Source organism: Micromonospora sp. Utrum1 (assembly GCF_057197805.1).
Genome location: NZ_CM170071.1, coordinates 3,882,281 through 3,895,307, shown reverse-complemented (window position 1 = coordinate 3,895,307; position 13,027 = coordinate 3,882,281). Strand labels below are relative to the sequence as shown.

At 69.8% G+C, this 13,027-nt stretch carries 9 protein-coding genes; 4 read left to right on the top strand and 5 right to left on the bottom strand.

The features are described from left to right. Window positions 1-259 precede the first annotated feature (259 nt). The 3 genes from AC0OLQ_RS18280 to AC0OLQ_RS18270 all read left to right on the top strand — a co-directional run bounded on the left by AC0OLQ_RS18280 (window position 260) and on the right by AC0OLQ_RS18270 (window position 4,974). Window positions 260-1,516, top strand: a complete 1,257-nt coding sequence (locus AC0OLQ_RS18280; RefSeq protein ID WP_484527201.1) for an IS4 family transposase — start codon at window positions 260-262, stop codon at window positions 1,514-1,516. Window positions 1,517-1,762: 246 nt separating this feature from the next. Further along, on the top strand, window positions 1,763-3,295 hold the full coding sequence (locus tag AC0OLQ_RS18275; protein WP_484527200.1) for a GH25 family lysozyme: 1,533 nt from the start codon (window positions 1,763-1,765) through the stop codon (window positions 3,293-3,295). 317 nt (window positions 3,296-3,612) lie between these two features. Then, entirely contained in the window at window positions 3,613-4,974 is a 1,362-nt protein-coding gene (locus AC0OLQ_RS18270) for a M1 family metallopeptidase (RefSeq protein WP_484527199.1), read from the top strand. An 83-nt stretch (window positions 4,975-5,057) separates the two neighbouring features. Here the strand turns inward: AC0OLQ_RS18270 and AC0OLQ_RS18265 are convergent, their stop codons facing one another. Both AC0OLQ_RS18265 and eda read right to left on the bottom strand, forming a co-directional pair. Further along, on the bottom strand, window positions 5,058-6,155 hold the full coding sequence (locus AC0OLQ_RS18265; RefSeq protein WP_484527198.1) for a sugar kinase: 1,098 nt from the start codon (window positions 6,153-6,155) through the stop codon (window positions 5,058-5,060). A 1-nt stretch (window position 6,156) separates the two neighbouring features. Next, entirely contained in the window at window positions 6,157-6,774 is a 618-nt protein-coding gene (eda, locus tag AC0OLQ_RS18260) for a bifunctional 4-hydroxy-2-oxoglutarate aldolase/2-dehydro-3-deoxy-phosphogluconate aldolase (protein WP_484527197.1), read from the bottom strand. Window positions 6,775-6,888: 114 nt separating this feature from the next. Between eda and AC0OLQ_RS18255 the strand changes: the two genes are divergently transcribed. Then, entirely contained in the window at window positions 6,889-7,665 is a 777-nt protein-coding gene (locus AC0OLQ_RS18255) for an IclR family transcriptional regulator (RefSeq protein WP_484527196.1), read from the top strand. Between the two features lie 40 nt (window positions 7,666-7,705). Here AC0OLQ_RS18255 and AC0OLQ_RS18250 read toward each other — a convergent pair whose 3' ends face one another. From AC0OLQ_RS18250 to AC0OLQ_RS18240, 3 genes are all read right to left on the bottom strand, one after another. Then, complete coding sequence (locus AC0OLQ_RS18250; protein ID WP_484527195.1) at window positions 7,706-9,145, bottom strand: glycosyl hydrolase family 28 protein; 1,440 nt, start codon at window positions 9,143-9,145, stop codon at window positions 7,706-7,708. Window positions 9,146-9,226: 81 nt separating this feature from the next. After that, window positions 9,227-10,897, bottom strand: a complete 1,671-nt coding sequence (locus AC0OLQ_RS18245) for a glycosyl hydrolase family 79 C-terminal domain-containing protein (RefSeq protein ID WP_484527194.1) — start codon at window positions 10,895-10,897, stop codon at window positions 9,227-9,229. A gap of 34 nt (window positions 10,898-10,931) precedes the next feature. Beyond that, window positions 10,932-12,956, bottom strand: a complete 2,025-nt coding sequence (locus AC0OLQ_RS18240; protein ID WP_484527193.1) for a CBM96 family carbohydrate-binding protein — start codon at window positions 12,954-12,956, stop codon at window positions 10,932-10,934. Window positions 12,957-13,027: the final 71 nt, after the last annotated feature.

Here is a 13,027-nt window from a genome sequence, read left to right as displayed (position 1 = left end):
GAGGAGGGCACCTTCGCGTTCGACTTCGAGGACTAGCACCAACGCCGTTCAGTTAGGCGTTGGCGAGGTCGGTCAAGGGGTGTGTTGATCAGGAAGTAAGGAGCGGAGTTCCGGTATCAAGGTTTGTCACTCCAAGACAACCCAGAACCAGGAACTCCGCTTGGTGGATCAGATTGCCATAACCCGGACGGTCAGGGTAGCGACGGGGCCGTTCGCGGCGGGTCACCTCGGTGAGCTGACCCGGCTGTTGCCGTTCGAGATGATCGATGAGGTTCTGACTGCGACCCGGCGTACGCAGCGGCGGATCCGGCTGCTGCCTGCCCGGGTTGTGGTCTATCTGCTGATCGCGGGCTGCCTGTTCGCCGATCTCGGCTACCGGCAGGTGTGGTCGAAACTCGTCGCTGGTCTGCATCCGCTGCCGGTGCCCGACCCGTCGGGCAGCGCCCTGCGCCAGGCCCGGCAGCGGCTGGGTCCGGCGCCCATGCGGGCCTTGTTCGAACTGCTGCGCGGCCCAGCGGCTACCAGCGCTGCCACCGTGTGGTGGCGGGGCCTGATGCCGGTCGTCATCGACGGCACCGTACTCACCGTCGCGGATTCGCCGGCCAACCTGCGCCGCTACGCCAAGCAGCGGGGCAACAACGGCGGTTCCGGCTATCCCACGCTGCGGCTGAGCGCGCTGCTGGCCTGCGGCACCCGTTCGGTGCTCGACGCGGTGTTCGACCCGCTCAGCACCGGCGAGATCGCCCAGGCTCACCATCTGGCCCGCAGTCTGCGCTCCGGGATGCTGTTGCTGGGCGACCGCAACTACGCCAGCGCCGACCTGATCACCAGGATCGCCGCGACCGGGGCCGACCTGCTGATCCGCTGCAAGAGCAGCCGTAAACTACCTGTGCTCGGCCGCTATCCGGACGGATCCTGGCTCTCAGCCGTCAGCGGCCTGCGGGTCCGAGTCGTTGATGCCCGGATCAGCATCACCACCACCGGCGGCAGCCAGACCGGCGACTACCGGCTGATCACCACCCTGCTCGACGCCCGCCGCCACCCGGCAGGCGACCTCGCCCGGCTCTACCACCAGCGCTGGGAGATCGAGACCGCCTACCTCGAACTCAAATCCAGCATCCTCGGCGGACGAGTCCTGCGAGCCCGCACCCCCGACGGCATCGACCAGGAAATCCACGCCCTGCTCATCACCTACCAGGTGCTACGCACCGCGATGACCGACGCCACCGACAGCCGGCCCGGCCTCGACCCGGACCGGGCCAGCTTCACCACCGCCCTCAACGCCGCCCGCGACCAGATCACCCTGGCCGCCGGCGTCATCGCCGACACCGTCATCGACCTGGTCGGCGCCATCGGCGAACGCGTCCTGGCCAACCTGCTACCCGAGCGCCGCATCCGCACCAAAACCCGAATGATCAAACGCTCGAACTCCAAATACCAGGCCCGCGGACCGAACATCGACCGCCGCACCTACAAGGCCACCACCAACATCGACGTCATCACCAACGAACCTTGACACACCAGCCACCGGCCTAACTGAACGGCGTTGGGACTAGCACGCGTCGACGAACACGATCGAGTGCGCAGCTCGCGGCAGATCGTCAGCCCGCAGCCGAAACATGCCAACCCGGCCAGACGAGCGACAGCTATGGACATGTGACCCATACCTGCGCGTCCCGTAACGCGCTTACGCTCTGTGCGGACGCGGCGTAGCGCCTTGGCTGGTGTCTGGAGGCGAGCCATGGTACGCAGAGGTCTGGCTGTGCTGCTGGGTGCAGCGTTGGGGTTCGTGGGGCTGGTCGGCGGCGCCTCGCCGGCCCATGCACTGCCGACCCCGAGCGGATACTCGATCACCGGCCTTGACGTGTCCTACTTCCAGGGGCCGTCGCTCGACTGGGCCGCGGCAGCCCGGGGCGGCGCGAAGTTCGCCTATATCCGGGTCAGCGAGCAGGACGGCCGAGCGGTGCCGCACAACAATCCTGATCCCTTCTACGCCACCAACTATGCCGGCGCCCGGGCCAACGGCCTGTACACCGGGGCGTACCACCGAGCCCGCCCCGACCTCAGCAGCGGCAAGCAGCAGGCGGACGTCCTGCTCGGCTTCGCCCCCTACGTCGCCGATGGACGCAGCCTCCCGCCGATGCTGGACATCGAGTGGCCCCGAACCGATTGGGGCCTGAACGACTGCTACAACATGACACCCGCCCAACTGGTGGCCTGGGTCCGGGACTTCGTCACCGAGATCGCGGTACGCACCGGTCGGCAGGCCATGATCTACACCAACACGAACTGGTGGAATCCCTGCACGGACAGCAGCCAGAGCTTCGCGGCGAACCCGCTGTTCATCGCCAACTATTCGCAGAACCCGCCGCCGTTGCCCGCCGGCTGGTCGTCTTTCACCGTCTGGCAGCACGCCGCGGGCACTCCCATCCCCGGCTCCGACTTCTCCACGCCCGATCTGGACGTCTTCAAGGGCGACTACGCTGCCCTGGCCCGACTGCTCGGCGGCCCCGCGACCAGCCTGCTGGCGATCATCAACAACAATTACGTGACCGCGGAGAACGCCGGTGCCTCGGCCTTGATCGCCAACCGCACCGTGATCGGTCCCTGGGAGAAGTTCGACCAGATCGATGCGGGCGGTGAGTTCGTGGCGTTCCGCGCCCGAGTCAACGGCCGGTATGTCACGGCGGAGAACGCCGGCGCCTCACCCCTGATCGCCAACCGCACCGCGGTGGGGTCCTGGGAGAAGTTCCGCATCATCACCAACACCGACGGCACGGTCAGCCTCCTGGCCAACGCGAACAACCGGTACGTGACCGCGGAACAGGCCGGAACCCGGCCGCTGATCGCCAACCGGACCACCATCGGCCTCTGGGAGAAGTTCCGTGTCGTCACACCGCCGGTCTCTGTCAACCTGCTCGCCAACGTGAACCTCCGGTACGTCACGGCGGACAACGGCGGCGCCTCAGCTCTGATCGCCAACGGGACCATGGCCGGTACATCGCAGCAGTTCGACCAGATCGATGAGGGGGGCGGGTTCGTGGCGTTCCGCGCCCGAGTCAACGGCCGGTATGTCACGGCGGAGAACGCCGGCGCCTCACCGCTGATCGCCAACCGCACCGCGGTGGGGTCCTGGGAGAAGTTCCGCATCATCACCAACACCGACGGCACGGTCAGCCTCCTGGCCAACGCGAACAACCGGTACGTGACCGCGGAACAGGCCGGTACCCGGCCACTGATCGCCAACCGCACCGCGGTGGGGTCCTGGGAGAAGTTCGTCCGGCTGACCAGTTGACCGCCGAGGCTCTGGCCGCGGTGCGGCGGGCGGCGCGGTGACACAGAGCGAGGCAACGACCGGCGGTTGACCGGTCTGCGCTTCAGGGGTCGAGGTGGGATGGTCCGGGAGAGTAGCCGGTTTGCCATCATTCTGGGCGAACAGCGAAGGCGGGGTGGCCTGGAGACCTTGACGATGCCGGTTCGGTGCGAGTGGATTGGGCGTACGCATTTGGCGGCCACCGGTGCCGCGTCAGTCCACGGGAGATGATTCACATGACAGTCCCACGCTTGCGCGGTCCCGCGCTGGCCACGGTTGCTTTGGTGACTATCGGGTCGATGGTGGTACCGGACGCGGCCGGCGCAGCACCTGGCAACCCCGGAGCCCCTCGCTACTCGGCTGGTGCAGCGAGCGTTGGCGACCCGTACTTCCCGGACGAGGGCAACGGCGGATACGACGTCCAGCACTACGACTTCAACTTCTCCTACGACCCGGCAACCAAGTTCATGGCCGCCACCGCCACCATCACCGCGATCGCCACCCAGGATCTCGACCGGTTCAACCTGGACTTCCGCGGCCCGGAAATCTCGTCACTGACGGTCAACGGGCATGCTGACGACTTCACCCGAGACGGCCAGGAGCTGGTCGTCACGCCCCGCCCGAAGCTCAAGACCGGGCAGACCTTCACCGTGGTGGTGAGGTACGCCGGCGTGCCGGGTCCGATCACCGACCCGGACGGGTCGATCGAAGGCTGGGTGCCCACCGACGACGGCGCCTTCGTCGCCGGCGAGCCGCAGGGCACCCCGGCCTGGCTGCCCACCAACGACCACCCGACCGACAAGGCCACCTTCCGGTTCACCGCGAAGGTGCCGGAGGGGCTCACCGCCGTCGGCAACGGCCAACTCCTGACCAAGGAGACCCGGGACGGCTGGACCACCTTCACCTGGGACTCGACCGAGCCGATGGCCACCTACCTGGCGACGATCACCATCGGCAACTTCGTGGTCACCGAGTCGACCACGCCGAGCGGGGTCCCCGTGTACGTCGCGATCGACCCGCGGCAGGTCGCCGGCTCCGCCGCAGCGGTCGCGCAGATCCCAAAGATGATCGACTTCTTCTCCTCGAAGTTCGGCCCGTACCCGTTCGCCTCCACCGGCGCGATCATCGACCGGGCCCCCGACGTGGGCTACGCCCTCGAGACCCAGACCAAGCCGATCTTCTCCAGCGCGGCGAGCGTCGGCACGATGGCACACGAGCTGGCACACCAGTGGTACGGCGACTCCGTCTCCCCGCAACGGTGGTCGGACATCTGGCTCAACGAGGGCTTCGCCACCTACGCCCAGTGGATGTACACCGAGTACAACGGCGGCGCATCCGTCAGCCAGACCTTCAACAGCAGCAGCAACTACGGTCGGGCAGCGTCGTCGTCGTTCTGGCAGATCGTCCTCGCCGACCCCGGTCCCGAGGACATGTTCAGCAACATCCCGTACAACCGGGGGGCGATGACCCTGCACGCGTTGCGGGGCAAGGTCGGCGACGACACCTTCTTCCGCATCCTGCGCGAGTGGGCGGCCAGCCACCGGTACAGCCACGCCGCAACGGCGGACTTCATCGCCCTCGCCGAGCGGGAATCCGGGCAGAACCTCGATGCCTTCTTCGACGTGTGGCTGTTCCAGAAGGGCAAGCCCACGACCTGGTGACGTAGGTGGGGTCCCGCGACCGAAACGGTCGCGGGACCCCATCCATGCCGTGAAGAGCGGACTGAACCGCCCGAGGCTTTCGGCTACCGCTGGACGCGGGCGCCGCCACCACGGACGAGCGCCTCGACCTCCTTCAAGTTGGCCATCGAGGTGTCGCCGGGGGTGGTCATGGCCAGCGCGCCATGTGCCGCGCCGTACTCCACCGCCGCGCCGAGATCACCGGTGGTCAGCAGCCCGTAGATCAGCCCGGAGGCGAAGCTGTCGCCGCCGCCCACCCGGTCGAGGATCTCCAGGCGGGCCCGGTGGGTGGCCTCGACGAAACCGCTCTCCGCCGACCAGGCGACCGCGCCCCAGTCGTTGACCGTCGCGCTGTGGACCGTACGCAGGGTGGTGGCCACCACGGCAAAGTTGTCGTATTCCTTGGTGACCGCCTGGATCATCCGCTCGAAGTTGGCCACGTCGAGGTGGGACAGCGAGGCGTCGGTGTCGGGCACCTCGAAACCCAGCGACGCGGTGAAGTCCTCCTCGTTGCCGATCATCACGTCGACGTAGCGGGCGAGTCGCCGGTTGACCTCCCGTGCCCGCGCCTGGCCGCCGATGGCCTGCCAGAGGCTGGGCCGGTAGTTCAGGTCGTACGAGATGACGGTGCCGTGCCGGCGGGCGGCCTGCATCGCCGCCTCGATGGTGTCGGGGGTCGTGGCGGACAGGGCGGCGTAGATGCCGCCGGTGTGCAGCCAGCGCACCCCCAGGGTGCCGAAGAGGTGGTCCCAGTCGACGTCCTCGGGACGCAGCTGGCTCGCGGCGGTGTGGCCCCGATCGGACGTGCCGACAGCGCCGCGTACGCCGAAGCCCCGCTCCGTGAAGTTGAGGCCGTTGCGCACCGTGCGGCCGGTCCCGTCGTACGGCATCCAGGTGATGAACGACGTGTCCACACCGCCTTGCAGGACCAGGTCCTCGAGCAGGCGCCCCACCTCGTTGTCGGCGAAGGCGGTGACCACGGCGGTGCGGAGCCCGAAGCAGCGGCGCAGTCCCCGGGCGACGTTGTACTCGCCGCCGCCCTCCCAGACCTGGAAGCTGCGGGTGGTGCGCACCCGCCCCTCGCCGGGGTCGAGGCGCAGCATGATCTCGCCGAGGGAGACGAGGTCGTACCGACAGTCGTCGGCGGGACGGATCCGCAGCATCTCACGCCTCCGACGCGGAACGGGCGGCCGCCACCGCGGCCGACGTACGGCGGGTGACCTCGTCCCAGCGGCCCGCGGCGATCAGGTCCGGGGCGACCATCCAGGTGCCGCCGACCGCCAGCACCGCCGGGTGCGCCAGGTACGCGGTGAGGTTGTCGGTGTTCACCCCGCCGGTCGGGATGAACCGCACCGAGCGGAACGGCGCGGCCAGCGCCTTGATCATCCCGAGGCCGCCGAGCTGCTCGGCGGGGAAGAACTTGACCGTGTCGAGCCCCGCGTCCAGCGCCATCATGATCTCGGTGGGGCTGGTGACGCCGGGGAAGACCGGCACCCCGAGCTGCTGGCAGTGCCGGACGACGGCCGGCCCGAAGCCGGGGCTGACGACGAACCGCGCGCCGGCCTCGACCGCCCGGTCGACCTGGGCCGGGGTCACTACCGTGCCGGCGCCGACGAGCAGGTCGGGCCGCTCCGACATAGCCCCGATCGCCTCGGCGGCGGCGTCGGTGCGGAAGGTGACCTCGACGCTGCGCAGTCCCCCCTCGGCGAGTGCCGCGGCCAGCGGGGCGGCGTCGCGGGCGTCGTCGAGCACGACCACGGGCAGGATCCGACCGGCTCCCACGGCCGCGACCACGCCGTCGGACGTCAGATCAAATGGTTCAGAAGGATGAACGCTAGTCACATACTTGACCCTATCGGCGTCCATCACCCTGTCAACCCCGCTACAGTGGCCGCCATGACCTCGCCCGACGGTTTCCTCCCGGTGAAGTCCGCCGGCCGGACGCTGGAGGTGCTCGAAGCACTCGCCGCCTCGCCGCACCGGCGTTCCCTTGTCGACCTGGCCCGCGCCCTCGACATTCCGAAGAGCAGCCTGCACGGCATCCTGCGCACCCTCGTCCAGCGCGGCTGGGTGGAGAGCGACCTGACCGGCACCCGGTTCGGGCTGGGCATCCGCGCACTGCAGGTCGGCGCCGCCTACCTCACCGCGGACGACGCCATGGGGCTGCTCGGCGCGGTGCTCGACGACCTGTCCCGGCAGTTCGGCGAGACGGTCCACCTCGGGCGGCTCGACGGGCCGCATGTCGTCTACCTCGCCAAGCGTGAGTCCGTGCACCCCCTGCGGCTCTACAGCGCCATCGGCCGGCACCTGCCCGCCCACGCCACCGCCCTCGGCAAGGTGCTGCTCGCCGAGCGCGCCGACGAGGAGGCCGACGCGCTGCTGGCCTGGCCACTGCCGGCCCTGACCCGGCACACGGTCACCACACCGGAGGCGCTGCACGCCGAACTGGCCACCATCCGCGAGCGCGGCTACGCGGTGGACCGCGAGGAGAGCACCGAGGGCATCGTCTGCGTCGCGATGGCCGTGCCCCTGCGGTCACCGGCAGCCGATGCGATCAGCCTCTCCGTGCCGGTGGCCCGGATCGGGACCGACACCGAGGCGCGGATCGTCGCGGCGCTGCGCCGGTCGGTCGACCAGGTCAGGGCGGCGCGCGGACTGGTGAGCAGCGCCTGAGCCGCCGCTCGGCGCCGGCCGCGCCGAGCGGCGGCCACCGTCATGCCGTGGTCGGTTCGAGCGGCGCGCCGTTCTCCAGCACGTTGCGCAGCACGAGGTCGTCCACGTTCTCGACCACGTCGGGCCGGCTGGTCGTTCCGAAGTCGACGTCGGTGAGGGTCACCCCGTGGATGTGCGCGTCCGCGTAGCCGCGGAGGTTGAGGGCCCGACCGGCCGAGCGCACGGTGAGATCCTGGACGCCGATGTCACCCACGACGGGGTTGAACCCGTACCCGGGCCCCTCCTCGTAGTAGAAGTTGATGTCGATCACTGCGCTGGCGACCTCGCCGATGCGGATGTCGCGGGCGTGGAAGCCGGTGATGAACCCGCCGCGGACCGAGTTCGTCTTGAACCGCAGCGCGATGTCCAGGTTGGGGCTGGACATCTCGCAGTCGCGTACGAAGACGTTGCGCACGCCGCCGGACATCTCGCTGCCGATGGTCACGCCGCCGTGGCCGTCGCGCATCAGGCAACCCTCGATCAGGATGTCCTCGCTGGGTACGGCGACCCGGCGCCCGTCGGCGTTGCGCCCGGACTTGATGGCGATGCAGTCGTCGCCGGTGTCGAAGGTGCAGTCCCGGATGACGACCAGCCGGCTGGACTCCGGGTCGCAACCGTCGTTGTTCGGGCCGTGCGAGTCGACCGTGACGCCCTGGACGAGGACGTTCGTCGACAGCGTCGGGTGGATCTCCCACATCGGGGAGCGGACGATCGTGACGCCCTCGATGAGCACGTTGCGGCACCGGTACGGCTCGACGAACGACGACCGCAGGTAGTTCCCCTCGCCGAAGACCCGCTGCTCGACCGGCACCCCCTGCTCGGCCATCGCGAACAGCCGCGCGCGGGCGTCGTCCTGCTTCGGGTCGCCGGGCTTCCAGCCGTACTCCGTTTTGCCCTTCCACGGCCACCAGTGCGCGTTGTCCGCCTGGCCGTCCAGCACCCCGGCGCCGGTGACGGCGATGTTCTCCTGCCCGTACGCGTAGATCAGCGGCGAGTAGTTGTAGAGCTCGACCCCTTCGAACCGGGTCAGCACGGCGGGCAGGTAGTCGGCCGGGTTCTGGCTGAACAGCACCACGGCGTCGGCGGTGACGTGCAGGTCGACGTTGCTGAGCAGGTGGATCGGGCCGGTCAGGAAACGTCCGGCCGGCACCAGCACGTGCCCGCCACCGGCGGCGTGGCACGCTTCGACGGCCCGCCGGATGGCGGCCGTGCAGTCCGTGGCGCCGTCACCCGCCGCGCCGAAGCGGGTGATGTCGAACCAGCGGTCCGGGAAGCGGGGCCGCCGTACCTTGGCGCTGATGTACTGGGCGCGGGCCCAGGGGTTCCCGTTGGGGGTCGGATCGGCGTAGGCCCGGCCGCCGACCAGGGGCGTCAGGGCTCCGGCGGCGCCCGTGACCGCCGCCCACCGAAGGACGTTACGCCTGCTGTGTTCCGTGGTCATCGCGCGCTCCCAGGGCTGCGGCTGGCACAGGATCCGGTACGGGGGGCCGGTCCCGCTCGGGCGGGACCGGCCCCTGACCGGTTACGAGAAGGTGACGATCTGCGCGGTGCCCGGCGCGACGGTCACCGTCGCCGACCGCTGGTCGACCGGAACGCCGGCGGCCTGCGGGGTGCCGCTGGCGACGCCCGCGGGCGACACGGTCTGGCCGCCCAGCGAGACCTGACCGGCGTCCAGCGAGGCGAACCCCTCCGGCGCGGTGCTCCGCAGCGTCACCTGGCTCCCGATGTGGTAGGCGGAGGGCAGGTTCAACGTCACCGCATCGTTGGTGCTCCCCACCCGGGCCGGGTCCTGGACGTTGATGAGCACCACGGTCAGCGTGTCGGCGTTCCCCTTGACGGCGTAGGCGCGGAGCTTGTCCAGGTGCTCGTCGGCGAGGTCGAGATCGACGAACCGCCCCTGGGGCACCTGCCGGAACGCCCAGATGCCGTAGTAGAGCGGGTTCGCGGACAGTTGGTCCGCGTCGAGCGCCGCCTGGTCGGTCGCGCAGAACGCGCCGTAGTAGCGGTAGGAGATCGGGTAGTCGGCGAAGTCACGGGGCTTGAAGTCGCCGCAGACGCCGGTGGTGTTGGTGTGGAACTGCAGCCTGTCGACGCCGCTCTGGGCGGTCTGCAGGAGGTAGTCCAGCGACCAGAGCGCGGTGGCGTACGAGTTGCTGACCCCCGGCATCCCGCTGCACGAGGCGGTGTTCGACTCGTTGATGGTCATCGGGATCGTGCCGTGCAGCTGATCGTCGACGGCCGTGATGCCGGCCAGCTTGTTGCGGGTGTTCGTGTACGTGAGCGGGGACATCAGCTGGTCGACGGTCACCGTGGAGGAGCCGCAGTGGCTCCACGGGTACCAGTGCGAGGACAGCTCGGCCAGCACCTGCTGCGGCTGGGTGGACCCGTCGGCCAGCGCGGCGGACACGAACCCCTCCAGGTGGGTGTTGGTCTTCGCGGTGTTGGCCGACGGCCCGACGATCTTCAGGTCGGCGTGCGGCAGCGCCTGGTCGATGGCGGCCCGGTACTGCTTCGCCGTCTCCCACATCTCCGCGTCGGTCAGGGTGGTGACGTTGTCGTACTCGTTGCCGAGCTCCACGCCCAGCAGGTCGTCGCCGAGCGTCCGGTACGCGGCCGTCACCTCGGCCACCACCTGGTCCAGGCTGACGGCGGGTGACGGATCCCGGGTGGGGTTCTTGATCTTGGAGGGGTCGATGATCTTCTTGAGCGGCGCGCCGAGGGTCACCTTCCAGCCCGTGGCGTCCAGCAGCTCCTTGAGGTGGTCCAGATCGCTCTGGTCGACCGTGCCGCCGATCGCCTCGGGCGGGGCCGGCGCGTCGGTCCATGTGCCGAACGCGGGCCACACCAGGTCCATGGAGTAGCCGCCGAGCCGGATGACGCCCTGGGGGCCGAGCGTCCGCAGCCGCTCGGCCATCCGCTCCCGAGTCAGGTAGCCGTGGGCGAAGTCCGCGGACTCCACCGAGAACCCCTGGAAGCCGTCCCCCAGCACCGCGTTGGTTCCGTCCACGGTGGCCGTGAGGGTGAGGCTGGTTGTCGTGGCGGTGTCGTCGGCGATCGCGGGCAGGCCGGCGGCCGCCACGAGCCCGGTCGCCAGCGCGCCGGCGACCAGCGACCGGCGCAGGAAGCGAGGTCGTACGGGAGCGGGTGCCGCCGCGCGGGCGGTCCCCGTTCCACCTTCGTTGTGTGGATTCATCGGTTCTCCTTGCGGTGGTGGACGGTTTGCTGCGTCAGTGGTGCAGATGCAGCCGAGGGCGGACGTCCGGCCGGGGCGCGGCACGTCCGGAAAGCACGAGTCGGCGGCCGTCGTCGGCGGTGTCCTCGGCCCGCTTCCGCTCGCGAATCAGCAGGAAACCGAGGGAACGACCACGGGCGTGGCGCAGCGCGTCGGTGACGTCGAGCCGGGCGGGACCGGGGGCGCCGGCGACCGTGAGCTGGCCGGCCGGGTGGAGCCGGTCACCCACCGAGGTGGGCCGGACCGCGCTGGGATCCAGGTACGGCGCCGACTCCCAGGTCAGTTCGCGTCCGGCCCAGGACGTGTCGGTCATCGCGTACACCATCACGGTCAGCGGTGCCGCGTCTGTGCTGCTTCCGAACACCTCGAGCACGGCTCGGCGGGCCGCCGGGCCGCCGCCGACGTCGAAGGCGAGGTAGCTCACGGCGGAGGACCCGCCCGGGTCGAGGGCGACGGCGAGGCTCTCCGGCACGCCGCCGGCGGGCGGTCCGCCCTGCACGACCGAGGCGTCGGCGTACGCCTCGGTGGAGCGGGACTCGTCGGCATCCGCCACGGTGACCAGCCAGACGGCGTCGGCGGGCTGGGCCAGGGTGATCCGGCCGTCGGCGGGCAGCGCGGCGATCGTGGTGATACCCCCGCTGTGCGTGGGGCTCACCTCCTCGACGACGACCTGTCCGCCGCCGAGCCCCAAGCCGCCGAGGTCCAGCGAGAGCGGCCCCGCGGGGCTGCCGCCGGGGTGGGGTAGCCAGAGATGGTGGCAGCGGGTCCGCGGGTCGTAGCTGACCGGAATCGTCCCGCCGTCCCCGGTGGTGGCGCTCAGCAGCCGCCGGTGCTCGCCCGCGAAGCCCTTGGCGAAGAGGCGGTTGACCTCGGCGGTCTTGGTGGCGCCGTGGATGTCGTGGACGCCGTCGTGCTCGACGTGGTAGCAGCCCGTGCCGTACGGAATGCCGTTGGCGCGCATCGTGTCCTGGAACTTGAACACGATCATGCCCTCGGCCTGGGCGGTCACCGCCGCACCCCAGATCCGGGCCAGATCGCCGTAGATCAGCGGGGTGTCGAGGTCGTCGCCGCTGGTCTCGAACGCGCTGGTGTTGCGGCGGTTGAACTCGGAGTAGACGATCGGCAGCGCGACGCCGGTCGGGGTGTACTCGCGCATCCGCTGCCGCATCATCGCGAACTCGTACGCGTAGGTCTCGGCCGCCTTGTTGTACTGGTGGGTGTCGAACACGGAGAAGATGTCGTAGTCCACCCGGTTGCCGCGGTAGTCGGTGCGCAGGTTGCGCAGCGCTATCTCACCCCAGCCGTGCTCGTCGTCGCGGGCGTCGGCGTCCGGGTCGGCGTCCATGTGGTCGTTCCCCCGCGAGCTGGACACGTGGGTGACGACGGGTGCGTGCACGAGCGCGCGCAGGCTCTTGCCGTACCGCTGGTTCACGTCGGCGATGGCGCAGTGCACGGCGTCCGAGGCGATCTGCAGGCCGCGGACGTACACCTGCTGATCGACGATGTCCCGAGCGGCGCTGGGGTGGTCGGGCTCGTTGATGAAGTTGAAGCGCTCGACGTCGTAGTTGCCGGCCAGGTGGTAGGTGAACGCGTAGTGCTTCTGCCACTGCTGCCACAGCCCAGACCACGGGCTGTTCCAGCGCAGCTGGGCGGCCTCGAGGATCGGGGTGATGCCCAGCCGCTTCAACTCGCCGAGCTGATAGTTCAGTCGGTAGAAGTTGGTGTTCGAGTAGACGTGGTGCTCGAACACCTCCCGCAGCAGCGCCCAGTCGAGGAAGCGGTTCTCCTCCGGGCTGCGGCGCAGTTCCTCCTTAGCCGCGTCGAAGGCATCGATGTCGGAAATCCCCGCACCCGGGTCGAAGGCCTCGTCGGGGCACCAGTCCTCGAAGGAGGCGAAGAAGCGGACCGCGTTGACGCGCGAGTACGCCAGCCAGGCGCTGGTGTTGCCGCCGGGTAGGAAATGGCCGGTGTTGTAACCGACGAGCGGCATGCCGCGGCCCGCCGCGGTTCCCGCGACCATGACGCTGAGGCCAGGGTCGGCCGGGGCCGCCGCCGCGGGACCCGGGATGCGGGCGCCTGTCACCGCGGCGG